We start from the raw sequence: 23,652 nt of genomic DNA, 5'->3' as shown, positions 1-23,652 counted from the left end.
TATGCGAAATCCGAAACTCAAAAATCTGTTGGCACCGACGCTGCTGAGCCTGGCGATGTTCGCCGGGGCGACTCAGGCCGCCGCGCCGCTGCGTCCACCCCAGGGCTATTTCGCGCCTGTGGATAAATTCAAGACCGGTGACAAAAGCGAAGGCTGCGATGCGATGCCGACGCCGTACACCGGGCCGCTGCAATTTCGCAGCAAATACGAAGGTTCGGACAAGGCCCGCGCAACGCTGAACGTGCAGTCGGAAAAAGCCTTTCGCGACACCACCAAAGACATCACCACGCTGGAACGCGGCACCGCCAAACGGGTGATGCAGTTCATGCGCGACGGTCGCCCGGAGCAACTCGATTGCACGCTGAATTGGCTGACCGCGTGGGCCAAGGCCGATGCGTTGATGTCGAAAGACTTCAACCACACCGGCAAGTCGATGCGCAAATGGGCGTTGGGCAGCATGGCCTCTTCGTACATTCGTCTGAAGTTCTCCGACTCGCACCCGCTGGCGCAGCATCAGCAGGAGGCGCAGTTGATCGAGGCGTGGTTCAGCAAAATGGCCGATCAGGTCGTCAGCGACTGGGACAACCTGCCGCTGGAAAAAACCAACAACCACTCGTACTGGGCCGCCTGGTCGGTGATGGCGACTTCGGTCGCGACCAACCGCCGCGACCTGTTTGACTGGGCAGTGAAGGAATACAAGGTTGGCGTCAATCAAGTCGATGCCGACGGCTTCCTGCCGAACGAACTCAAGCGTCAGCAACGCGCTCTCGCCTATCACAACTACGCCCTGCCGCCGCTGGCGATGATCGCCAGTTTCGCCCAGGTCAACGGTGTCGATCTGCGTCAGGAAAACAACGGCGCGCTGAAACGTCTCGGTGATCGAGTGTTGTCGGGGGTGAAAGACCCGGATGAATTCGAGAAGAAGAACGGCAAAGAGCAGGACATGACCGATCTGAAAGAGGACATGAAATTCGCCTGGCTCGAACCGTTTTGCACGCTCTACACCTGTGCGCCGGATGTGATCGAGAAGAAGCACGGCATGCAGCCGTTCAAGACTTTCCGCCTGGGTGGGGATCTGACCAAGGTCTACGACCCGTCGCATGAGAAGGGCAACAAAGGCTCATAAAGCAAAAGCCCCTCACCCTAACCCTCTCCCAAAGGGAGAGGGGACTGACCGAGGTGGCTGTGCGAGTTACGCCGAAATGAAATACCGAGTCGGTCTCAGGTGTTGAAAAACAACCGAGATCAGGCGGCACAGAAATACCGAGTTGATCTCAGGTGTTGAAAAACAATCGAGATCAGGCTGCACAGAAATACCGAGTCGATCTCCATTTTTGAAAACCATGGAGATCAGGCTCCCTCTCCCTCCGGGAGAGGGCGGGGGGTGAGGGCAAGTTTTCAAGGCCCGGCACAACCCTGACAGAAACACCGTTTCACCCCTCCACGACCACGGGGGGTTTGGGGGGGCTTTGGCCCTTGACTGTTGGTTCAAACATGGAGAGATCGGGATGGTATTTTCATCCAACGTGTTCCTGTTTCTGTTCTTGCCGATCTTTCTCGGCTTGTACTACTTGAGCGGGCAACGCTATCGCAACCTGCTGCTGCTGATCGCCAGCTACGTGTTCTACGCCTGGTGGCGTGTGGACTTCCTCGCGCTGTTCGCCGCCGTCACGCTGTGGAACTACTGGATCGGCCTCAAAGTCGGTGCCGCTGGCGTGCGAACCAAACCGGCGCAGCGCTGGCTGCTGCTCGGTGTCGCAGTCGACCTGTGCATCCTCGGCTACTTCAAGTACGCCAACTTCGGCGTCGACAGCATCAACGCGATGATGACCTCAGTCGGTCTTGAGCCGTTCATCCTCACCCACGTGCTGCTGCCGATCGGTATCTCGTTCTACATCTTCGAGTCGATCAGCTACATCATCGACGTGTATCGCGGCGACACCCCGGCCACGCGCAACCTGATCGACTTTGCGGCATTCGTGGCGATCTTCCCGCACTTGATTGCCGGCCCGGTTCTGCGTTTCCGCGACCTCGCCGATCAGTTCAACAACCGCACGCACACCCTCGATAAATTCTCCGAGGGCTGCACGCGGTTCATGCAGGGTTTCATCAAGAAAGTCTTTATCGCTGACACCCTCGCGGTGGTCGCTGACCATTGCTTCGCCCTGCAAAACCCGACTACCGGTGATGCCTGGCTCGGCGCGCTGGCGTACACCGCGCAGCTGTATTTCGACTTCTCCGGTTACAGCGACATGGCCATCGGTCTGGGCTTGATGATGGGTTTCCGCTTCATGGAAAACTTCAAACAGCCGTACATCAGCCAGTCGATCACCGAGTTCTGGCGTCGCTGGCACATCAGCCTGTCGACCTGGCTGCGTGACTACCTCTACATCACCCTCGGCGGTAACCGCAAAGGCACGCTGATGACTTATCGCAACCTGTTCCTGACCATGCTCCTCGGTGGTCTGTGGCACGGCGCGAACATCACCTACATCGTCTGGGGCGCCTGGCACGGCATGTGGCTGGCGATTGAAAAAGCGCTGGGCCTGAACACCTCGCCACGCAGCCTCAACCCGATCCGCTGGGCGCTGACCTTCCTGCTGGTGGTGATGGGCTGGGTGATCTTCCGCGCCGAGAACCTGCACGTTGCCGGTCGTATGTACGGCGCGATGTTCAGCTTTGGCGACTGGTCGCTGTCGGAACTCAACCAGGCCAGTCTCACCGGTCTGCAAGTGGCGACCCTTGTTGTGGCGTACGTGACGCTGGCCTTCTTCGGTCTGCGTGATCTGTACACCAACCAGCCACCGGCCAAGAGCAAACCTGAAGTCAACGTCGAGGCCAACGGCCCTGCCACCGCGACCCCGGGAATGATCAAAGCAGCACCTGGCGAAAACCCGGCGAGCATCCACGAGCCTGGCTACACCGTCGGCGTCGAAGCCCAGGTGCAACCGGCCTACTGGAGCGCGGACTGGTCGCGCTACGTGATGCGCGGCTTGATCCTGCTGCTGTTCATCGCCTCGATTCTCAAACTCTCGGCGCAAAGCTTCTCGCCGTTCCTTTACTTCCAGTTCTGAGGGATCTGACATGACCCGCTCATTACGCATCTTCTACATCGCCCTGTTCCTGGTGACCCTGTTGGTCTTGGGTCTGTGGTCGGTTCGCAGTTTCTTCGGCTTCAGCACCAATGCCGACGCGACGGTGCTCAACGGCCGCTGGACCAAGGCTGTGGAAACCCACTACGACGATGAATTCCCGATCAAGCGTCTGGGCACCAATCTCTGGGCCGCGCTGGACTTCAAACTGTTCAACGAGGGTCGTCCGGGCGTGGTGCTCGGTCGCGATCAGTGGTTGTACAGCGATGAGGAATTCAACCCGATCGTCAACGAAGAGCTGAACCTGCAAGGCAACTACGCACTGGTTGAAGGCGTGCGCCAGACCCTGAAAGAGAAAGGCGTGAAACTGGTGATGGCGATCGTACCGGCCAAGGTTCGTCTGTACCCGGAGCATCTGGGTGAAGTGAAACCGGCGAGCATCCACGAAAACCTCTATCAGGATTTCCATGCTCGTGTAGCCGCCGACAAGATCCTCGCCCCTGACCTGCTCAAGCCATTGCAACAGGCCAAGCAGAACGGTCAGCAAGTGTTCCTGCGCACCGACACGCACTGGACCCCGGAAGGCGCCGAGATCGCCGCGAACACCCTGGCAAAAACCATCGCCGACAAGTTCCCGCTCAGCGGCGAGCCGCAGCGTTTCGTCACCACCCCGGCGGAGAAGGTCACGCACAAGGGCGACCTGCGCTTGTTCCTCCCGCTCGATCCGCTGTTTGAAAACCTGATGCCGGCGCAAGAGCCGCTGCAAAAGCGCAACACCGTCGCGGCTGGCGATCAGCCTGCCGGTGACGACGCGCTGTTCGCCAGCAATGAAGTGCCGGTGGCACTGGTTGGCACCAGCTACAGCGCCAACCCGAACTGGAACTTCGTCGGTGCACTGAAACAAGCGCTGCACAGCGACGTGGTGAGCTACGCCGAAGACGGCCACGGGCCGATCCTGCCGATGCTCAGTTACCTGAAAAGCGATGACTTCAAGAACAGCCCGCCACAGGTGCTGATCTGGGAGTTTCCTGAACGATATCTGCCTGTGAACAACGAAATCGGCGACGCCGACCCACAGTGGGTCGCAGAGCTTAAACAAGCCGGCGCGCGCCAACAAAACGTAGCCATCAACACTAAATCCGAGACGCCCGATCGGGCGCAAAACTGAAAGAGAGGTACACCATGACTTTCACTACTACTCCTCGTCGTCTCGCTAAAAGCTTCGCTCTGGTTGCTGGCCTCAGCGTGCTTTCCGTGCCTGCCTTCGCCGGTGGCGACGCCGCGCTCTACGGCCCGACCGCACCGAAAGGCTCGACCTTTGTGCGTGTCTACAACGCCAGCAACGCAGAAGTCAGCGCGACTGTCGGCAGCACCAACCTGAGCGACGTTGCGCCACTGGCCAGCAGCGACTTCAGCTTCATGCCGGGCGGCGATTACAGCGCCAAGGTCGGCAGCCAGACTCTGCCGGTGAAACTCGCCGGTGACCACTACTACACCCTGGTCAACAACGCGTCCGGCGCGCCGCAACTGATCGAAGAGCCGCCGTTCAAGAACAAGCAGAAATCCCTGGTGCGCGTGCAGAACCTCAGCGACAAACCGCTGACCCTGAAGACTGCTGACGGCAAAACCGACGTGGTGCCGAACGTGGCCGCCAAGGGCCGTGGCGAACGTGAAATCAACCCGGTGAAAGTCAGCCTGGCGCTGTACGAAGGTGACAAGAAAGTCGGCGACGTAAAACCGGTCGCCCTGGAACGCGGTGAAGCCGCAGTGCTGTACGTCACCGGCAGCGGCAGCAGCCTGTCGCCAGTCTGGGTGAAACGCCCGGTATCGACTCGCTAACCCTTTTTCCTGACTGACGCATATCCCCTGTGGGAGCGAGCTTGCTCGCGAAAGCGGTCTGACATTCAACAGATGTGTCGACTGATACGCCGCCTTCGCGAGCAAGCTCGCTCCCACAATGAATAGGGTTGTCAGTTCGGGTACGAAACAAAAACAAGAGTGAAACGACACAGCGTTCGTGCCTCTAACCAATCGATTTTATGGAGTAAACAATATGATTCCGGTGATCTTGTCAGGTGGTAGCGGTTCGCGTCTCTGGCCGCTTTCGCGTAAGCAGTTCCCTAAGCAATTCCTCGCCCTGACCGGCGAACACACCTTGTTCCAGCAGACCCTCGAACGCCTGGTGTTTGAAGGCATGGACACCCCGATCGTGGTCTGCAACAAGGATCACCGCTTTATCGTCAACGAGCAGTTGGCCAATCGCAATCTGGAATGCCAGCGCATCCTCATGGAACCGTTCGGCCGCAACACCGCGCCGGCCGTGGCGCTGACGGCGATGATGCTGGTCAATGAAGGCCGTGACGAGTTGATGCTGGTGCTGCCGGCCGACCACGTGCTGGAAGACCAGAAAGCCCTGCAACGCGCATTGGCTCTGGCCACCGTCGCTGCCGAAAACGGCGAAATGGTCCTGTTCGGCGTGCCGGCGACCAAACCGGAAACCGGTTACGGCTACATCAAATCCACTGGCGACTCGCTGCTGCCCGAAGGCGTCAGCCGCGTGTCGCACTTCGTCGAAAAACCTGACGTCAAACGTGCCACCGAGTACGTCGAGTCCGGCGGTTACTACTGGAACAGCGGCATGTTCCTGTTCCGCGCCAGCCGCTTCCTCGAAGAACTGAAAAAGCACGATCCAGACATCTACGACACCTGCCTGCTGACCCTCGAACGCAGCCAGCAGGACGCCGACACCATCACCTTCGACGAAGCCACCTTCGCCTGCTGCCCGGACAACTCCATCGACTATTCCGTCATGGAAAAAACCCAGCGTGCCTGCGTCGTGCCGCTGACCGCTGGCTGGAGCGACGTCGGTTGCTGGTCGTCGCTGTGGGAAGTCAACGAGAAAGACGCCAACGGCAACGTCACCAAGGGCGATGTGGTGATTCAGGACAGCAAGAACTGCATGATCCACGGCAACGGCAAACTGGTGTCGGTGATCGGTCTGGAAAACATCGTCGTGGTCGAAACCAAAGACGCCATGATGATCGCCCACAAAGACAAGGTTCAGGGCGTCAAGCAAATGGTCAACACGCTCAACGAGCAGGGCCGCAGCGAAACCCAGAACCACTGCGAGGTTTACCGTCCGTGGGGTTCGTACGACTCGGTGGACATGGGCGGGCGTTTCCAGGTCAAGCACATCTCGGTAAAACCGGGCGCGTGCCTGTCGCTGCAGATGCACCACCACCGCGCCGAACACTGGATCGTGGTCAGCGGTACTGCCGAAGTGACCTGCGATGAAAACGTGTTCCTGCTCTGCGAAAACCAGTCGACCTACATCCCGATCGCTTCGGTGCACCGCCTGCGCAACCCGGGCAAGATCCCGCTGGAAATCATCGAAGTGCAGTCGGGTTCGTACCTGGGTGAAGACGATATCGAACGCTTCGAAGATATCTACGGCCGCTCCACCCCGATCGAACGCGGCGTGTCGGTGAAGACCATCGCGCAGTGATCGATCTGCAATAAGAAGCCCCCGTCCAGCCCGCTGCGTCCCCTATCCGCAGTGGGTTGGGCGGGGGCTTTTTTTCGCCTAGGCGTAGTTCGATCCCCTGCGAGGACGCCTGACTTCTTCATCTTTGCTGTCCCGGTAATCGACCGCCTGTACAACGTCCGGTGGTGACTGCACAAAGCCGGCATTAAACGCCTGCTGGACGAATGAACTCAGCCCTGCCGATTGTTGCGGGAGCATCGCTCGCTGCGGTGTAGCAAATGATTGCTGGAGCGTCTGAAAGGAGGCTCTTGGTACATCGACTGTCGCAGACATCGGCACATTGGCAGGCGCACTCAACTGCTTGTACTGAACGCGCGTTTGCGCCTCTGAACTCACCATGACTTTACTGACCGCAACAGACGCCGCCCCGACCAACTGAAGCCCGGGATTTGCCGAGTGCATCAATAATTGCCCGCCGACATTAATGGTCGCGGCCACGGCTCCCCGTCTGGCGGCCAGTACTTGTGGGTCTTCGACAGGACTGTTGAAAGCGTCCGACATCGGGCCCATGACCCGACTTGCGAATTTTTCGCCGAACACCGTACTTATGCCGGCCGAAATCATCTCACCGCCGTGATACATCACCGGCCCCGACGGCGGTGAAGTCTGGGTTTTCACGGCGGCCCTTACGTGAGCCTGGTGGGTGTTGAGCAGCGAATCGCTGGTGGCTCCAAGCTTGGCCAGTTCCACGGGAATTTCCCGTCGGTAATTCTGCACTTCAGGGTTGGTATTACCGGCAAAATAATTGCGCACCGGTTGCATGCCGGCAGCCTGCACCGCGTGCACCAGTTTTTTCTCGCTCATATCGTGATAGACCCGATCGGTAGATTTCTTTTCTACTTTGTCCGGATCACGCCCATCGCTGTCCCGGTAAGTCACCGGGCTATTGCGCATGGCTCGATACCGGTTGTGCCCATCAATTGCGCCCGCCGGGTCCGGATTCAACCAGCGCTGCAGCCAGGACAGGTAGTAACGGTATCCGTAGTAATAAAGTCCGGTCGCATCGCGTTCCTTGGCGCAATAACGAACCGTTCGGTAACTGACCTGCGCCTCTTCACTCCACGCCGTGGCGCCGAAGGGATAGAAATGTTCGCGGCTGACAATGGCTGCACCGTCGTCCAGCTCCAGCCCCATTGATCCCATGTGATCGCCGAAATCGTAGCGACAGTGGTCATTGATGCCCGAAGGTCGCGCAGTGTCCCAGTGCAGGACCCGCACCCTGTTCAGCCCGGTCTGCACCGTGATGATGTGCAACACTTCGCCACTACCGCTGTCCGTGCGCACCTCCAGTGCGGGCAGATAACGCACATCCGCAACGACACTACGCGCATTGGTCTGCAGCCAACGGATCTTGCGTCCACGCTGTCCATTGCCGTCATACCGATAGACTTCGCGATCGTCCGCCGCGCTTTCGCGTTGCACCATTGCCACCGAGTCCAACTGATTGCGCACATTCCAGCGCAACAAACGTCCTTGATCGAGCAAGCGTAAATTGCCCCGGGCATCGAACGCCGCCGCGATCTCCGCCTCATCCGGCGGCACGCCATTGCGCCACGGCAAGCAGCGGTTGCTGTAACGTGCCGCCTGCAGTTGATGGCCATGATTTTGTGCGCCCACGTGGGTCAATTTGAGCAAGTTGCCGCCAGCGTCATAACAATAGTGTTGCGTGTAATTGGCGATTGCCGTCGGCCCGGCATTGGCTGCGCCTGCTTCCCATCCGCTGGCCGCACTGATCTGGTAGAGGCTGTCATAACAGAAACGACTGATCGGCTCGATGCGCTGATTGGCGAAGTAGCGCACCGGCAGCGCTTTGTCCTCGACGCTCAGCACGTTGCCCATTGGGTCATAGTCGTAGACCCAATGTTGCACGACCTCACCCGTGGCTTTGCTGGCGCGACGTTCCAGCAGGCGACCGTCCTCGGGCCGATAGCTCAGGGTGGTCAGCACAGCGTTGCCGGCCATTTCCTGGACGACCTGCCCGTCAGCGTTGTAGTGGATATCGCGGACCGGCGTTGTTGATCCGGTCTGGTTCTTCAATTGCAGGTGAATGGCCCGCAGTTGGCCAGCGAGGGTCAGCTCGAAGCCCTGGCGATTGCCACACGCATCCCCCTGCTCGAGGACATGGCCGAGCGCCCCGAAACGCCAGTCAGTCGTCGCGCCTTCACCGGGCTCCAGCAGTTGCTGGCGCTGATCGATCGGCTCCGGCCAATCCGGGTTGACCGGATCCAGCGTGAAATGCCGGGTGGTCTGCAGACATTGGCCACCCAGTGCATAGGCGTCGAACAACAGGCTGCCCAGTGGATCATCGTGGCGAATCAACTGACCGCACTGGTTTTGCGTCGGATCACCGACGCCAGGCTGACCAAAGACAAAACGCTCGGCGCAGCGTCGCGGTTCTTCTGCGCCCGCTTCGAAAATCGCGACCGGGCGTAACAGCAGGTCATGTTCGACTTCGCGCAGGCTGGCCCGACTGTCCCAATCCAGCAGCGCTTCATTGCCCAGGCCATGCAACGCGACCTGCGTACCGGCATCGACGCTGTCCGAACGCACTACCTGCCCCCTCAATGTGTGAACCAGCGTCAGGTTGGCTGTCGCCAGCGGATCGGTCATCTGCAGCAACCACAAGCGCGGATCCCATTGTTCGACCGCACGCCCGGCAGCATCAAAGCCTGTGCGGTTGATGCGGGGTTGTGCAGGACTGCCCTCCTCGTCACGCCAATAATCGACCGCACGCACAGACAGCCCTCGCGGGTCGCTCGCCGAAAGTCGCGGTGTTCTGCTGTGCATGCTCATAGGTCTGCTCCGCACGACGACAGCATCCTGTCTGTCTGTGGTCATCTGAACAGCCGAACGCAAAGGACGCTACTGTCAGAAATTACAGTAGCGACCAACGGTAGGAAGCTTTGCTGGGTGAATGTCCATTCCTGTCGCCCTTCGGTAGGATGGTGCTCACGAACTCAAGGAGTGTTCCAACATGTTCATCGGCGTCTTGCTGATCATCACCTGGCTTGTCCTGCTGCTGCGCTACCCGGCCAAGGCTGTGCCGGTGTCGGTGGCCGCGGCTATCGGGCTGGGTCTGGTGGCCATGTGGGTGGTCTGGCTGGACAACCGCGAGATCAAGCAACTGGCGCGCCTTGAGATGCGTATCGCCTACGCTCCCGAACAATGCCCGGCCGATCGTCCGCTGCAACTGAAAATGAAAAACGGCAACGACGTGCCCCTGACCGAACTGCGCTGGCGCATTGCAGCCTATGCACCGGGTGACACGGTGAATCTGGCCGACAACCAATACACCGCGCCACGCTATCGCGGCCCCGGCGAACTGCAGGCCGGCGGCGACTGGGAAGACTGCCTGCCGATGCCGCCGCTGCGCCCCGGTTATCGCCCGCAAACCCTGGAGTTTCGCGCCGAGCGACTGCAGGGTAGTTTCTCCGACTGATCCTCCCTTCCCCACTCTTTTGCACAAGGAATGCGCCATGCCCGTTGCGTTGATTACCGGTTGTTCCAGCGGCATCGGCCGCGCCCTCGCCGATGCGTTCAAAGCCGCCGGTTTCGAAGTCTGGGCCAGTGCGCGCAAGGCTGAAGACGTGGCGTTGCTGGCATCAGCCGGGTTCACCGCCGTGCAACTCGACGTCAATGACAATGTGGCGCTGGAGCAGCTTGGCGAACGGATCAACCAGCAACACGGCGGCCTCGATGTTCTCATCAACAATGCAGGGTATGGCGCCATGGGGCCTCTGCTCGACGGCGGCGTGCCGGCGATGCAACGCCAGTTCGAGACCAATGTGTTTTCGATTGTCGGGGTCACGCGCGCGCTGTTCCCGGTGCTGCGCCGGGCCAAGGGTCTGGTGGTGAATATCGGCAGTGTTTCAGGGGTTCTGGTCACGCCGTTCGCCGGTGCCTATTGCGCATCGAAAGCGGCGGTGCATGCGTTGAGCGATGCCTTGCGCATGGAGCTGGCACCGTTCGGTATTCGCGTGATGGAAGTGCAGCCGGGGGCGATCCAGTCGAGTTTTGCCAAGAACGCCGGGCATGAAGCCGAGCAATTGATCAATGAACAATCGCCGTGGTTTCCGCTGCGTGAGGGTATTCGCGCGCGGGCCAAGGCGTCGCAGGACAAGCCGACGCCGGCCAGTGAGTTTGCTGCTGAACTGTTGAAGGCTGTGCAGCAGAACAAACCGCCACGCTTGATCCGCATCGGCAACGGCAGCCGCGCGTTGCCGTTGCTGGCGGCGTTGTTGCCCAAGGGGTTGCTGGAGTCGACGTTAATGAAGCGCTTCGGTTTGCGCGGGCGGCTCTGATTTATCTGGATGAAATTGCCAAATCGACCGATCAAAGTAGAATGCGCCGCACTTGAAGCAGCCAATGCTTCAAGTGAACCGGATAGCGTATGGAATCGCTGGCGCACGCACCGAAGCAAGGGAATTGCTGAACACTGATATCCCCCTCCCCCGGCCTTTCTTTGCGGAAACGTCGCTGCTTTGTTTGCCTGCCTGACGCCGCCCTGCGTTCGCTTCACTTCAGATCAGGACCAACTTTTGAAAGTTCTCAACGTATTGCCTGTGGCATTGCTCGCATGGCTGGCAGGCTGTTCGACTCAAGAAGTGCCCCTCAACGACACCCTGCCGAAATTGACCGCGCAAGCGCTCTTGCCAGCCGTCACCGCAAACGAATACTGCAATCCGCAGATGGACAGCGACATTTTGTTTGGCACAGGTTTGCTGATGTTCGAAGACGGATCACGCGATGTCGCTCAAACTTGCCTGGTCATGGCAGCGCCGAAACACCCTCGGGCGTTTTGCTACCTGTCCAGAATGGTGATGCAGTCCGGCGACCTGAGCAAAAACAAAGACCAGGTCTTCAACTACACAGCTTATGCGGCAAAGCAAAATGACTGGTGCGCGGAGTACGGCATGTACGATATGTACAGTTCCGGCACTCTCGGGGCGAAGAAAGATGCCGCACTTGCCATGCGTTGGCTGCTGCGCTCCTCGCAACACGGTTATCCCGATGCCCGGAAGCAACTGATCAAGCAGTACGAAGAACAGGGCAATCTGGCCGAAGCATACGCGTGGAGCAAATTCCTCACCGACGCAGAGGACGCCCGCATCGGTGCCACACTCAAAACCCGGATGTCTGCGGCGCAAATTGCCGAGGCCGACAAACGCTACAACGAGCTCGTCCCCCAGGTCGCCAGCAAGGCTGCCTTGGACGCCGAAGAACGGGCAGAGGACGTCGCCCGCTACTCCGCCCAGATCTATCAGGATTATCCGGATACCTTCAAGGGTCTGACGTCCGCCGAGCGTTATGCCTACATGAGTCAGTCGATCGGCGATGCCATGGACCTGCCATTCATCAGGAACCGTGATCATGTATTGATTTACATCGTGATCAATCGCGCCGCTCAGTTGAAAAAACCTGACGCAAACATTGCCAATGACCAGCGGATTGTCACCCTCATTGAAGACAAACGGTTAACCGTCGATGAGACCATCGAGTCCGGACTGCGGGTGGTCAAAACGTTCTACCGATAACCCCGATCGCGAGCAGGCTCGCTCCTAAAGTGGATCTTCTGCGTGACACAGAGCCACTGTAGGAGTGAGCCTGCTCGCGATGCAGACGACTCGGTCCATCAGCTATCCACAGCGCTCTGCTTGACTACCACCGTACAAGTAATCCCAGCCGCCAACAGAACACCCTCCGGCACTTCATCAATGTGAATCCGCACCGGCACCCGTTGCGCCAAACGCACCCAGTTGAACGTCGGGTTCACATCGGCGATCAGCTCACGGCTTTCCGGGTTGTCGCGGTCGTAGATGCCGCGAGAAATGCTTTCCACATGCCCCTTGAGCACTTCGCCGCTCATCAATTGCATGTCGGCTTTATCACCGACTTTCACGTGGGGCAGTTTGGTCTCTTCGAAGAAGCCGTAAACCCAGAACGAGTTCATGTCGACCACGGCCATTTTCGCCTCGCCGATGCGCGCGTAGTCACCGCGATGCACGTTGAGGTTGGTCACGTAACCGTCGACCGCCGCGCGCACTTCGGTGCGTTTGAGGTTGAGTTCGGCGGCTTCCAGTTGCGCCTGAGCGTGTTGGTAATCGGCGAGTGCGGCGTCGGCGATGTTGCTGGCGTCGTCGCGGTTTTCCTTGGAGATCACCAGGTTGTCGAGATCGGCGCGACGGTGGGCGTTGACCTTGCGCATCTCCCAGGTCGACTTGCGCGAGGCAACCAGCGACTGCGCCTGTTTCACTGCGATGCGGTAATGCTCAGGGTCGATCTGCATGAGCAGATCACCCTTCTTCACCAGTTGGTTGTCGCGCACCGGCACGTCGATCACTTCACCGGTAACGTCGGCGGCGACATTGATGATGTCGGCACGCACGCGACCGTCGCGGGTCCACGGCGTGTTCATGTAGTGCTCCCACAGCGTGCGGCCGATCCACAGCGCCAGGGCCAGCACCAACAGGGTCGCGAGCAGGCTGAAAAACTTTTTCATCGTGACGTTCTCAACGGTAGACAGTCAGCGCCATGGCGCCGAACAGACAGGTAAACAGACTCAGACGCAGCAGCGCCGGGTGCCAGAAAAAGCGGTACAGATCAAACCCGGACAGGAATCGATCCACCGCCCAGGCCAGCGCCGCAGCAATGAAAAACATCAGGGTCATGGTCGGCATGTACACGCCGTGGAAGGCGATTTCACGAGGCATGGGCAAGTCCTTCGGGCTTGGCGATGGCGTAGGCAGCAAGCGGTGATTGCGGGTCGAGCAGCGAGGTGCGGATGAAGTGCAGATAGCTTTTCACCCGGCGCAACGCGGAGGTATCGAAATGCGGCGCGAACGGTTCATCGGTCGCCGCCACGCGACTGATCGCATGATCGACCGCCACCAGCGCGCGTTCGAGATTGCTCGAGTTCGGCTGCAAGAACAGGCGCACCAGCGCCCGACCCATCACGCGAATCGCCTGGCGCCATGGCTGCGATTCGGCATAAGCCGGGTGCACCGGCAAAATCGCCTGCTCCTTGCGCAACTCGATGATCGCGTGGCCGACTTCCAGCACCACAAACATCCAGCGCAGCAGATTCTTTTGCACCTTCGGCTCCCCAGCCGCCAAACCGTAAGCCTGATGCAGCAGATCGCGGGTACGGCTCTCGAAGCTCGACGCCAGGCCTTTCAGTTTGCCGCTGATCGCGTAGACCACCTGCCCGCGCAGATCCTGCTCCAGACGTTTCCACAACCAGCGGCTGTTCGGCGGCAGAATAATTGCTCCGGCAGCGGCACAGACCAACATGCCCATGACCATGGCGATGTAGTCATTGATAAAGGTGTAGGGGTTGTAGATCGTGAGGTTGTCCGGCACCGAACCGGTGCTGAAGAAGATCAGCAAACCGAGGCCGACACCGGCGTATTGCGGGCGCGAGGTGAGGAACGAACCGAGCACGATCACCGGCGCGAGCATCACGCACAGCAGCGGGAAACCATCGATCCACGGGAAGATGAAAAACATCTCGACGAAGCCGATCAGGGCACCGAGGAAGGTACCGCAAGCCATCTGAAAGGCCATGCGTTTCGGGTTTGGCGTGGCGGCGGAGAGGCCCACGGTGGCGGCCGCAATCAACGTCATCGTCGCGCCACTTGGCCATGCGGTGGCGACCCAGTAACTGCCCAGCACAACCAGAATGAACGAGGCGCGAATGCCCGATGCCGCTGCCGCCCACCAGTTGGTTTGCGGGGTGAACGGCTCATCCCAGCGCTCGCGCTCGTGGCGGTGATCGGCGAGCGAAGCGTGAGTCTGGGCATAACTGTGCAGATCATCGACGAAGCGATACAGCAGTTCGTACGCAGTGTGGAAATCCAGTTGCTCGGCGTCGCTCGGATCAGTGTCCTGAAAGATCGCGCGCAAGCTTCGAACCCGTGCCGGCAGGCCTTCCTTGTAGCTCGCCAGCACGGTCGCCAAACGGGCGGCATCGGGGCTGGTCAGGGCGCGGCCGCTGAAGCCATCGAGCACCTCGGCGAGATCCTGCAGGCCCGGCCTGATCGCGGCGACAACGTGTTCTTCGCCGTTGCCGCGCAGGCGTTCGAGCAATTGATGCAGGGCGTTGAAGCGCGTGGTGATGCCCATGAATTCGCTGTTCAAACGACTCAATCGGCCGTTGCGCCGACGCATGTGCGGGTCTTCGAACACGGTCACGCTGCGCAAGCCTTCAAGGCCCACGGCTTCAGCGATGAAGCGTACGTTACTGGCCTCGAAAGACTCGGCTTTGCTGCGCCCGCGCAGGCCATCGGTGACGAACAGCGCGAACACGCCGAAGCGCTGATACAAGGCGTTGCGCATCGCGGCGCTGGCGGTTTGCGGCAGGATCGCGGCGCTGATCAGGGTCGAGCAAAGAATCCCCAGCGAGATCTCCAGCACCCGCCAAACGGCCGCCATGAAAGCGCCGTCCGGGTGCGCCAGCGCCGGCAGCCCGACCATCGCGGCGGTATAGCCGGCGAGGACAAAACCGTAAGCGCGAAAGTTACGGCAACGTGCGGCACCGGCCGAGCAGATGCCGACCCAGATCGCCAACGAGCCGAGGAACAGCTCAGTGTTCTGCGCAAATAACGCAATCAGCGTGACCATCATCGCCGACCCGGCCAATGTGCCGAGGAAGCGATAGAAACTCTTCGCGAACACCTGGCCGCTCTGCGGCTGCATGACGATGAACACGGTGATCATTGCCGTGCGCGGTTGCGGCAATTCCAGACGCATGGCCAGCCACAGGGTGAGGAATGCGGCGATCAACACCTTGAAGATGTAGACCCAGGTCACGCCATCGCTGCGCGCCCAGTCGAAAAACCCACGGCGCCATTCCAGGGCGTAGAGCCAGCGTATTGGTGCGGGCAAAGGAGTCATGAATTCTGCTCAGAAAAGTCGGGACGGACCGGGCCCCTGTGGGAGCGAGCTTGCTCGCGAATGCGGTGAGTCAGTCAACCAATGTGCTGGCTGACACGCCCTCTTCGCGAGCAAGCTCGCTCCCACAAGTTGTGTGTTCAACGCAGGAGAACCGGGGTTTTCGGGGCCTTGGTTTTCTCGGCAGTCGGTACGTCGTTGCCAGCCCCCAGTCCACCACCCAGCGCCGTCACCAACTCGGCATGCGCACTCAACCGTGCCGCCTGCACCTGCTGCTGCACCTGCTGCTGCTTGAACAGCAACGTCTGCGCATTGAGCACGTTGAGGTAATCGGTGAGGCCGCGCTGATAAGCGATCATCGCGATGTCGTAGGTCTTCTGCGCCGTGGCCACCGACTCGGCGGCGAAGCCTTGTTGCTTGTCCATCGACTCGCGGCGGATCAACTGATCGGAAATGTTCTTCAGCGCATTCACCAGCGTCTGGTTGTAATGCGCCACGGCGATGTCGTAACCGGCAGAAGCTTCGCCCAATTCGGCACGCAATCGGCCACCGTCGAAGATTGGCAATGAGATCGCCGGGCCGACGTTGTAGTTGAGTTTCTTGCCGGTCAAAAACTCCAGCGCGCCACCGCCGGTGGCCATGTAACCGAGGCTGCCGACCAGATCGACGTTGGGATAAAAACCGGCATGCGCGACATCAATCCCGCGCGCCTGCGCCGCCACTTGCCAGCGACTGGCGACCACATCGGGCCGCTGGCCGAGCATCTCGGCGGGCAATGCCGATGGCAGTTTCAGCGCAGCACCGAGGGACAATGTCGGGCGCTGCAACTGTGCGCCCGCCCCCGGACCTTTGCCGGCGAGCGCGGCGATCTGGTTGCGACTCAGGGCGATTTCTTCATCCAGTGCATCGAGCTGACGATGGGTTTCCGGCAGTGGCGTTTCGGCTTGGCTGACTTCGAAGTGCGTGCCGATCCCGCCGTTCAAGCGCTTCTGCGCCAGGTCGAGAATCTGTTGCTGCTGTTTGAGCGTCGCCGCGACGATGTCGCGTTGCGCGTAATGCAGCGACAGTTCGATGTAGGCGCGGACGATGTTGTTCTGCAATTCCAGCTGCGCCAATCGCGCCTCGGCGGCGCTCATGTGCGCCAGATCCACCGCCCGCTCGCTGGCATTGCTTTCACGGCCCCAGAGGTCGAGCGCGTAGCTGAAACCCAGCGCCGCGTTGTTATCCCAAGTGGTGGTGTTGGCCAGCTCGCCGGGGCCGTAGAACTGATCGGTCGGCCAGTTGTGCCGCTTGAGTGTCGACTCGCCATTGATCTGCAACGACTCAGCCGCCTCGGTGACACCGGCCATGGCTCTGGCTTGACGTACTCGCGCAGCGGCCATGGCCATGCTCGGGCTGCCCTGCACGGCGAGGTCGATCCAGCGATTGAGTTGCGGGTCGCCGTAGGCTTGCCACCATTGCGCGGTGGGCCAGTTAGCGTCACGGGCGGCGTGGGCGATGGCGTCGTCGGTGGCCAGTGAATTGGCTTCCAACGCCTTGCCTTGCGGGGCGATTCCGTCCGTTGAGATGCAGCCGCCAAGACCCAGGGTAAAAGCCAGAACACTGAGCGGCAAAAGCGCTCTGTTGATGCGACGCGGCACAGCTGCGAATTCCTGAAAAGAGGATAAGGCGGGGCTTGTTTTCTGTAGGAGCTGCCGCAGGCTGCGATCTGTTGATCTTGATTCCCTTAAAACAAAATCGAAAAATCGCAGCCTGTGGCAGCGCCTGCATTGGATCGGCGCAATTCTAGGGGGCGCTCTGAACGGCGATAAGCTGGGATTTCTGTGAATCTTTGTTACGGTTAACGAGATAATCCCTTGGTCGGGGGTCTCGCCCCTGAAACTTCGTGTCACAATTTGCCATCTCCCTTGAGAGCACCCCATGGACACTTTGCAAAACATGCGCGCCTTCAGTTGCGTGGCCGAAGCCGGCAGCTTCACCGCCGCCGCCGTGCAACTCGACACCACCACCGCCAACGTCTCGCGCGCGGTCTCCAACCTGGAAGCCCACCTGCAAACCCGCTTGCTCAACCGCACCACGCGGCGCATTGCCCTCACCGAAGCGGGCAAACGCTACCTGCTGCGCTGCGAACAGATTCTGGCCTACGTCGAAGAGGCCGAAGCCGAAGCCAGCGACGCCCACGCGCGCCCGGCCGGGCAATTGAAAGTGCACACCATGACCGGCATCGGCCAGCACTTCGTCATCGACGCCATCGCCCGCTACCGCAAAACGCACCCCGACGTGACCTTCGACCTGACCCTGGCCAACCGCGTGCCAGACCTGCTCGACGAGGGCTACGACGTGTCCATCGTGCTCGCCAGCGAATTGCCGGACTCGGGTTTCGTCTCGCAACGGCTGGGCATCACCTACAGCATCGTCTGCGCCTCACCGGCCTACGTGAAAGCCAACGGTGCCGCGCAAAAGCCCAGCGACCTGCTCAACCACGCTTGCCTGCGCCTGGTCAGCCCGGTGATCCCCTTGGAGAAATGGGCCTTCGACGGCCCGGAAGGCCAGGAAATGGTCACCATCAACAGTTCGCCGTTTCTGGTGAACTCCGCCGACGCGATGAAAACCGCGATCACCAGCGGCATGGGCGTTGGCGTGTTGCCGGTGTATGCGGCGATTGAAGGTTTGCGTAACGGCACACTGGTGCGAGTGATGCCGAACTACCGCTCGCAAGAGCTGAACCTGTATGCGATCTACCCGTCGCGGCAATATCTGGATGCGAAGATCAAGACGTGGGTTGAGTATTTGCGCGGCTCGTTGCCGGAAATTCTCGCGGCGCATCAAGCCGAATTGGCCGCCTACGAACTCAGCGGCAGCCTCGCCGGCGCGCGTGTCGCCAACTGATTTTTAAACACAATGCGTCTTCTGTAGGAGCTGCCGCAGGCTGCGATCTTTTGATCTTGATGTTTAAAAATCAACAGATCGCAGCCTACGGCAGCTCCTACAGAGCAGTGATTTCGCGGATGTTTCCGACAGGTTTTGACGGTTGTCCGTCGGAAGTGCGGTGGCTAGGATTTGGGTGTCGCTGACGAATCAGCAACCGGACTTGGTCGTCCGGGTTTAGAATGGCGCACTTTTCAGCTTGCCTAATGGCGAACTGTGCGAGGGAGGGCTTTGGCCCTGCCGGGTTTCCATTCCCTGGTCGACCAACCCGCGTACAGTTCGCCACCCTACTGCTTGGTCGCAGTACGTGACGAACTCCACATCCCGAATGGAGTTTCACAATGTTCAAACCAACGCCTAATCCACCTGAAACCGACGACACCACCCCCTACGAATTCCCCGGTTCGAAGAAATTCCACGAAGCCGCCGAACGCGCCCTCGACCACTACCTCAAACCCAACGCCCTCACCCTGCGCTTCCACAAACCCAGCACCATGTTCCAGGTCGCCCCGGAACAGGACAGTGAAAGCCTGCTGGTCCACGCCTGCGAATCACTGGCACAAGCCAGCCTGATGACCAGCGACATCGCCGCCTACATCGACCTGCCGCAACGACGGACGATCCTGGCGATTCAGCAGATCATCATGCTCGCCGAACTGGCGGTGAACCGCGTGCTGGATAATCACGAAATCTCCCAATCCCCGGCACACAGCTAAAAGCCCCTCACCCTAACCCTCTCCCGGAGGGAGAGGGGACTGACCGAGGTGTTTGGGTGAACTACGCCCACGTGCGATACCGAGTCGACCCTCAGATTCTGAAACAGATCAAAAGCCCCTCACCCTAGCCCTCTCCCGGAGGGAGAGGGCACTGATCGAGGTGTTTGGGCGAGCTACGCCGACGTGCGATACCGAGTCGACCCTCAGATTCTGAATCAGATCAAAAGCCCCTCACCCTAGCCCTCTCCCGGAGGGAGAGGGGACTGACCGAGGTGTTTGGACGAGTTACGCCGACGTGCGATACCGCGTTGAACACAAATCAAACGCCGAACACCCCACGCTTTTCACCACTCAATAGGCCGAGTGTCAGCTCGCCTGCTCTTGATCTTGATCCACGGGCGACGTCGGAAGGCTGAGTGGAGGGATTGATCCGGGCGTGGGAGCGCAGCGACCGTTTGGCGCAGCCAAACACAGCGAGAGGAGGTGCAGCGAAGCAAACCGTAGGCGCTGCGCCCGGATCGATCCCGGAGCGAAGGAACCCCGAGCCCGAGCGAGCGGGCCGCACGTAGGAGCAAGCCTTTTTGGTTACTTTTTCGGCGTCTGGAAAAAGTGACCCGCCGTAAGGGCGGAACCCTAATCAGCAACACCCGCAGCAACGGATATACACCCAAAACCCCAAGAACATGGTCGGCCCAGAGGCCGCCAAGACAACCCCAAGCCAGAAATGTTAGCGTGCTTGGTATCAAGCCCGAACAAGAGCCAAAAACGATGAAAAAAACTGTCCTGGCCTTCAGCCGCATCACCCCGCCCATGATCGAACGCCTGCAACAAGAATTCGACGTCATCGTCCCCAACCCAAAAGCCGGCGACATCAACGCCCAATTCAACGAAGCCCTGCCCCACGCCCACGGCCTCATCGGCGTCGGCCGCAAACTCGGCCAGGCCCAACTCGAAACCGCGACAAAACTCGAAGTAGTCTCCAGCGTCTCCGTCGGCTACGACAACTACGACCTCGACTACTTCAATGAACGCGGGATCATGCTCACCAACACACCGGATGTGCTCACAGAAAGCACCGCCGACCTCGCCTTCGCCCTGATCATGAGCAGCGCCCGCCGCGTCGCCGAACTCGACGCCTGGACCAAGGCCGGCCAATGGCAAGCCAGCGTCGGCGCCCCGCTGTTCGGCTGCGACGTCCACGGCAAAACCCTCGGCATCGTCGGCATGGGTAACATCGGCGCGGCCGTCGCCCGCCGTGGCCGCTTCGGCTTCAACATGCCAATCATCTACAGCGGCAACAGTCGCAAGACCGAACTGGAACAGGAACTCGGCGCGCAATTTCGCAGCCTCGATCAACTGCTCGCCGAAGCCGATTTCGTCTGCCTGGTGGTGCCGCTCAGCGACAAGACCCGCCACCTGATCAGCCATCGCGAACTGGCCCTGATGAAACCCGACGCCATTTTGGTGAACATCTCACGTGGCCCGGTGGTCGATGAACCGGCCCTGATCGAAGCCCTGCAAACCAAGCGCATTCGTGGTGCCGGCCTCGACGTTTACGAAAAAGAACCGCTGGCCGAATCGCCGCTGTTCCAGTTGAGTAACGCCGTGACCCTGCCGCACATCGGCTCGGCGACGAATGAAACCCGCGAAGCCATGGCCAATCGTGCACTGGCCAATCTGCGCAGCGCCCTGCTCGGCGAACGTCCGCAGGATCTGGTCAACCCGCAAGTCTGGCGCCGATAAAAGAATACGGGCAAGTGCACCACTGCACTGGCCCGTTAGTTACGCCAATACACAACTTGAAATCGAACAACAAACAAAATTAAACAACAGCATTATAAGCTCTGCCTGGCCATCGAATTATCGACAAACGCTATGGAGAGCAAAAACCTTGAACGCCCTGACCACTGACAAACTTATCCGTTACAGCAAAGTTATTTTGATGGCTTACATCAGTTTCTTTGGCCTGCTGGTGATGATCCACAACTTTACCGACTACAACTCAAACTACACTTACGTGGCGCATATTCTGAGCATGGACACCACCACTGCCTGTGAAACCATCAAGTACCGAGCCATTGAATCACCGATGATTCACCACCGGATCTACTGGTTCATCATCACCCTGGAGGTCACGTATACAGTGTTGTGCCTGATTGGCACCTATCAGCTGTATCGCAACATCAACGCCCCCGCAGAAGTATTCCACGAGGCGAAAAAGTTCTCGATCATGGGCATACTGGCGGCCATTTTCATTTATTACGTGTGCCTGCAAACAGTTGGAGTGGAATGGTTTGACATGGACACTTCGCAATCCTGGAATGCCAAGGACTGGGCACGGCATATCGTTGACTTCATATTCCCGGTAATGATTTACATCACCTTGAAGGTCGAGCGCTGACGTTCAGCGCTCGTTCATTTCAAGCCAACTTTCCCTGCACCGGCGCCGCAACTGCTTTCGGTTTACGAAACACCAGCACGTTACCCAGCATCACTAACACCAGCCCGACCAGAGCCGGTGCCGTCCATTGATAACCTTCGGCAAACGCCGAGACGTTCAGCGCCACCACCGGGAACAGCACGGTGCAGTAAGCCGCACGCTCCGGGCCCATGCGCCCGACCAGCGTCAGATATGCGGTGAAGCCAATGACCGAACCGGGGATCACCAAATACAGCAACGCACCGACATAACGCGGGCTCCAATCCATGCCGAATGGAATGCCCTTGACCAAGCACCACACCGACAGCATCGCCGCGCCATAGGCCATGCCCCAGGCGTTGGTGGTCAGCGGCTTGAGACCGGCCTTCTGCTGCAGGCTCGAGAGCATGTTGCCCGCCGAGAAACACAAGGTGCCGCACAAGGCCAAGCCGAGGCCGAGCAAGGTCTGCGGGCTGGCCTGATGCCCGGCCAGTTCCGGCCAGAACAGCATTCCCAGACCAAACAGCCCCAGCGCACCGCCCATCAGCACATTGCGCGCGATGCGCTGGCCAAAGAACACTCGCGCATTCAGCGCGTTCCACAAGGTTGCGGTAGAAAACACCACCGCGACCAGACCACTGGGGATCCACTGACTGGCGGTCAGGAAGCACATGAAGTTGACGCAGAACAGACACAACCCCTGCGCCACGCAGATCAGATGCCCACGGCGGTTCATCGGTTGCAGGCGACGACTGAGCAGCAACAGCGCAAACAACACCAGCGCGGCGAGACCGAAGCGATAGACGATCGACGCCGGAATCGCCACCACGCCCAGTTGCCATTTCAGAGCAATCCACGTGGTGCCCCAGATCAGCACGGTCAGTAAATACAACGACAGGTTCATGGCAAACACTCCTCGATAGGCCTTGAGTGTCTGCCCGCGCGCGCCTTGAGCGCTTGCAGATTCTTGCGCTTTTGTCGGGCAGCAGGCTGGCAGCGCGGCGCCTACGGAGTAGGATGCAAGGCGTTGAAGAGAACCGCTCATGGCCGCCATCGATACCCTGCAAGTCTTTCAAGCGTTGAACAGCTCGCCGAATGCACGCCTGGTGCACAGCGCCGAGCTCGGTGACGGCTTGTCTGCTGCTTTGTGGACCAATCACCACGATGCCCAGGAGTACGCAGCGCCGAGTCACCACACGCTGTCTTGCTACATTGCCGGTGGCACTGGCACGTTTCGTCGCGGGCAACCGGGCCACAAGGGCGGGCCGGACAAGCTGTGCATCCTGCCGGCCGATCACGAATCAGGCTGGGTGATCAATGGCGATATTCGCTTGGCGCATCTGTATTTCAGCGCTGAACAATTCGCCCTCGGTTGCGTCACCTTGCTTGATCGCGAACCGCGAGAGATGCAGTTGCGCGAGCAGACCTTTCTCGACGATCCGCAGCAGGCGCAGCGCTTTAGGCAGTTGCTGACGCTGAATTGGGACGAGCCCGCCGAACGTTTGCTGACCAGCAGCCTCGCCCATGAATTGATCAGCCACACTTTGCTCAGTCAGGTCGGCGCACGTCAGGGTTCGCGTTTGAAGGGCGGACTGGCGCCACACCAGCGTCGGCAGTTGGTGGAGTTTATCGACAGCCAGTTGGCCGAGCCGATTAGCCTGGGACAACTGGCCGGGATGTGTGCCCTGTCGGAATACCACTTTGCGCGGATGTTTCGCACGAGTTTCGGCCTGCCGCCGCATCAGTATGTGCTGGCGCGGCGCTTGAGCCGGGCGCGGGAGTTGTTGCGCGGGACGGCGTTGCCGCTGGGCGAGATTGCGCTGGCGTGCGGATTTGCCAGCGCGAGTCATTTCACTAATCGGTTCAAGCAGGTTTTGGGTGGGACGCCTGGTGAGTATCGGCAGGCGTTTTTGCGTTGAGCCCTTTTCCCCTCACCCCAGCCCTCTCCCGGAGTGATCTGGTCAAACGATACTGGACACGGTTATAGGGTTTTACCCTTTTTCATGCCGCCAGGGCCTCCATGTCCACCGGAGTTCGGTAGCCATTGTGACTGTGCAGCCTGAT

The 23,652-nt window shown here is 59.7% G+C and carries 19 protein-coding genes; 13 read left to right on the top strand and 6 right to left on the bottom strand.

The features are described from left to right. The first annotated feature begins 1 nt into the window (after position 1). The 5 genes from GTU76_RS18135 (at position 2) to GTU76_RS18115 (ending at position 6,597) form a co-directional block, all read left to right on the top strand. Complete coding sequence (locus GTU76_RS18135; protein WP_180699242.1) at positions 2-1,126, top strand: mannuronate-specific alginate lyase; 1,125 nt, start codon at positions 2-4, stop codon at positions 1,124-1,126. Between the two features lie 382 nt (positions 1,127-1,508). After that, positions 1,509-3,074, top strand: a complete 1,566-nt coding sequence (locus GTU76_RS18130; protein WP_016985188.1) for an MBOAT family O-acyltransferase — start codon at positions 1,509-1,511, stop codon at positions 3,072-3,074. Between the two features lie 10 nt (positions 3,075-3,084). Then, on the top strand, positions 3,085-4,260 hold the full coding sequence (locus tag GTU76_RS18125; protein WP_180699241.1) for an alginate O-acetyltransferase: 1,176 nt from the start codon (positions 3,085-3,087) through the stop codon (positions 4,258-4,260). A 14-nt stretch (positions 4,261-4,274) separates the two neighbouring features. Next, on the top strand, positions 4,275-4,931 hold the full coding sequence (locus GTU76_RS18120; protein WP_007914291.1) for an alginate O-acetyltransferase AlgF: 657 nt from the start codon (positions 4,275-4,277) through the stop codon (positions 4,929-4,931). Positions 4,932-5,145: 214 nt separating this feature from the next. Further along, entirely contained in the window at positions 5,146-6,597 is a 1,452-nt protein-coding gene (locus tag GTU76_RS18115) for a mannose-1-phosphate guanylyltransferase/mannose-6-phosphate isomerase (protein WP_016985190.1), read from the top strand. A gap of 78 nt (positions 6,598-6,675) precedes the next feature. On the opposite strand, the gene GTU76_RS18110 is transcribed toward GTU76_RS18115, so the two are convergent. Then, positions 6,676-9,429 carry an RHS repeat domain-containing protein gene (locus GTU76_RS18110; protein ID WP_180699240.1) on the bottom strand — a complete coding sequence of 918 codons (2,754 nt, stop codon included), beginning with the start codon at positions 9,427-9,429 and terminating at the stop codon, positions 6,676-6,678. 181 nt (positions 9,430-9,610) lie between these two features. On the opposite strand from GTU76_RS18110, the gene GTU76_RS18105 reads away from it, so the two are divergent. The 3 genes from GTU76_RS18105 (at position 9,611) to GTU76_RS18095 (ending at position 12,170) form a co-directional block, all read left to right on the top strand. Next, positions 9,611-10,075 (top strand): multidrug transporter, encoded by a 465-nt coding sequence (locus tag GTU76_RS18105; protein ID WP_180699239.1) that lies wholly within the window; start codon positions 9,611-9,613, stop codon positions 10,073-10,075. A 37-nt stretch (positions 10,076-10,112) separates the two neighbouring features. Then, on the top strand, positions 10,113-10,937 hold the full coding sequence (locus GTU76_RS18100; protein WP_016985193.1) for an SDR family oxidoreductase: 825 nt from the start codon (positions 10,113-10,115) through the stop codon (positions 10,935-10,937). Positions 10,938-11,174: 237 nt separating this feature from the next. Then, a complete protein-coding gene (locus GTU76_RS18095; RefSeq protein ID WP_016985194.1) occupies positions 11,175-12,170 on the top strand; it encodes an SEL1-like repeat protein in 996 nt (331 codons plus the stop codon). A gap of 98 nt (positions 12,171-12,268) precedes the next feature. Here the strand turns inward: GTU76_RS18095 and GTU76_RS18090 are convergent, their stop codons facing one another. The 4 genes from GTU76_RS18090 to GTU76_RS18075 all read right to left on the bottom strand — a co-directional run bounded on the left by GTU76_RS18090 (position 12,269) and on the right by GTU76_RS18075 (position 17,165). Next, positions 12,269-13,135, bottom strand: coding sequence for an efflux RND transporter periplasmic adaptor subunit (locus GTU76_RS18090; RefSeq protein ID WP_016985195.1), 867 nt, complete (start codon positions 13,133-13,135; stop codon positions 12,269-12,271). A 10-nt stretch (positions 13,136-13,145) separates the two neighbouring features. Next, entirely contained in the window at positions 13,146-13,346 is a 201-nt protein-coding gene (locus GTU76_RS18085) for a DUF1656 domain-containing protein (RefSeq protein ID WP_007914106.1), read from the bottom strand. Then, positions 13,336-15,528 (bottom strand): FUSC family protein, encoded by a 2,193-nt coding sequence (locus GTU76_RS18080; RefSeq protein ID WP_180699238.1) that lies wholly within the window; start codon positions 15,526-15,528, stop codon positions 13,336-13,338. The genes GTU76_RS18085 and GTU76_RS18080 overlap by 11 nt, the downstream gene beginning before the upstream one ends. A gap of 137 nt (positions 15,529-15,665) precedes the next feature. Then, the gene (locus GTU76_RS18075) at positions 15,666-17,165 is read right to left on the bottom strand and encodes an efflux transporter outer membrane subunit (RefSeq protein WP_180699237.1); all 1,500 of its coding nucleotides are present in this window, start codon (positions 17,163-17,165) and stop codon (positions 15,666-15,668) included. A gap of 280 nt (positions 17,166-17,445) precedes the next feature. On the opposite strand from GTU76_RS18075, the gene GTU76_RS18070 reads away from it, so the two are divergent. The 4 genes from GTU76_RS18070 (at position 17,446) to GTU76_RS18055 (ending at position 21,570) form a co-directional block, all read left to right on the top strand. Further along, the gene (locus GTU76_RS18070) at positions 17,446-18,414 is read left to right on the top strand and encodes a LysR family transcriptional regulator (RefSeq protein WP_007914118.1); all 969 of its coding nucleotides are present in this window, start codon (positions 17,446-17,448) and stop codon (positions 18,412-18,414) included. A gap of 380 nt (positions 18,415-18,794) precedes the next feature. After that, positions 18,795-19,169, top strand: a complete 375-nt coding sequence (locus tag GTU76_RS18065; RefSeq protein WP_093436220.1) for a DUF6124 family protein — start codon at positions 18,795-18,797, stop codon at positions 19,167-19,169. Positions 19,170-19,937: 768 nt separating this feature from the next. Beyond that, the gene (locus GTU76_RS18060) at positions 19,938-20,912 is read left to right on the top strand and encodes a 2-hydroxyacid dehydrogenase (protein ID WP_180699236.1); all 975 of its coding nucleotides are present in this window, start codon (positions 19,938-19,940) and stop codon (positions 20,910-20,912) included. Between the two features lie 148 nt (positions 20,913-21,060). Next, positions 21,061-21,570, top strand: a complete 510-nt coding sequence (locus GTU76_RS18055) for a DUF2165 family protein (protein ID WP_180699235.1) — start codon at positions 21,061-21,063, stop codon at positions 21,568-21,570. Positions 21,571-21,589: 19 nt separating this feature from the next. On the opposite strand, the gene GTU76_RS18050 is transcribed toward GTU76_RS18055, so the two are convergent. Further along, positions 21,590-22,492, bottom strand: coding sequence for a DMT family transporter (locus GTU76_RS18050; RefSeq protein WP_016982845.1), 903 nt, complete (start codon positions 22,490-22,492; stop codon positions 21,590-21,592). Between the two features lie 139 nt (positions 22,493-22,631). Between GTU76_RS18050 and GTU76_RS18045 the strand changes: the two genes are divergently transcribed. Beyond that, positions 22,632-23,507 (top strand): AraC family transcriptional regulator, encoded by an 876-nt coding sequence (locus GTU76_RS18045; protein WP_175555304.1) that lies wholly within the window; start codon positions 22,632-22,634, stop codon positions 23,505-23,507. Positions 23,508-23,652: the final 145 nt, after the last annotated feature.

The sequence above is a fragment of the Pseudomonas crudilactis genome (assembly GCF_013433315.1).
In the GTDB taxonomy this organism is placed as follows: domain Bacteria; phylum Pseudomonadota; class Gammaproteobacteria; order Pseudomonadales; family Pseudomonadaceae; genus Aquipseudomonas; species Aquipseudomonas crudilactis.
This window is presented reverse-complemented; position numbering and strand designations above follow the sequence as displayed.

Coding starts and splice junctions, on each gene's coding strand:
- GTU76_RS18085 (WP_007914106.1), bottom strand. CDS start 13,346: ATGCCTCGTGAAATCGCCTTCCACGGCGTGTACATGCCGACCATGACC.
- GTU76_RS18080 (WP_180699238.1), bottom strand. CDS start 15,528: ATGACTCCTTTGCCCGCACCAATACGCTGGCTCTACGCCCTGGAATGG.
- GTU76_RS18105 (WP_180699239.1), top strand. CDS start 9,611: ATGTTCATCGGCGTCTTGCTGATCATCACCTGGCTTGTCCTGCTGCTG.
- GTU76_RS18060 (WP_180699236.1), top strand. CDS start 19,938: ATGAAAAAAACTGTCCTGGCCTTCAGCCGCATCACCCCGCCCATGATC.
- GTU76_RS18065 (WP_093436220.1), top strand. CDS start 18,795: ATGTTCAAACCAACGCCTAATCCACCTGAAACCGACGACACCACCCCC.
- GTU76_RS18120 (WP_007914291.1), top strand. CDS start 4,275: ATGACTTTCACTACTACTCCTCGTCGTCTCGCTAAAAGCTTCGCTCTG.
- GTU76_RS18110 (WP_180699240.1), bottom strand. CDS start 9,429: ATGAGCATGCACAGCAGAACACCGCGACTTTCGGCGAGCGACCCGCGA.
- GTU76_RS18115 (WP_016985190.1), top strand. CDS start 5,146: ATGATTCCGGTGATCTTGTCAGGTGGTAGCGGTTCGCGTCTCTGGCCG.
- GTU76_RS18130 (WP_016985188.1), top strand. CDS start 1,509: ATGGTATTTTCATCCAACGTGTTCCTGTTTCTGTTCTTGCCGATCTTT.
- GTU76_RS18100 (WP_016985193.1), top strand. CDS start 10,113: ATGCCCGTTGCGTTGATTACCGGTTGTTCCAGCGGCATCGGCCGCGCC.
- GTU76_RS18070 (WP_007914118.1), top strand. CDS start 17,446: ATGGACACTTTGCAAAACATGCGCGCCTTCAGTTGCGTGGCCGAAGCC.
- GTU76_RS18050 (WP_016982845.1), bottom strand. CDS start 22,492: ATGAACCTGTCGTTGTATTTACTGACCGTGCTGATCTGGGGCACCACG.
- GTU76_RS18045 (WP_175555304.1), top strand. CDS start 22,632: ATGGCCGCCATCGATACCCTGCAAGTCTTTCAAGCGTTGAACAGCTCG.
- GTU76_RS18090 (WP_016985195.1), bottom strand. CDS start 13,135: ATGAAAAAGTTTTTCAGCCTGCTCGCGACCCTGTTGGTGCTGGCCCTG.
- GTU76_RS18135 (WP_180699242.1), top strand. CDS start 2: ATGCGAAATCCGAAACTCAAAAATCTGTTGGCACCGACGCTGCTGAGC.
- GTU76_RS18125 (WP_180699241.1), top strand. CDS start 3,085: ATGACCCGCTCATTACGCATCTTCTACATCGCCCTGTTCCTGGTGACC.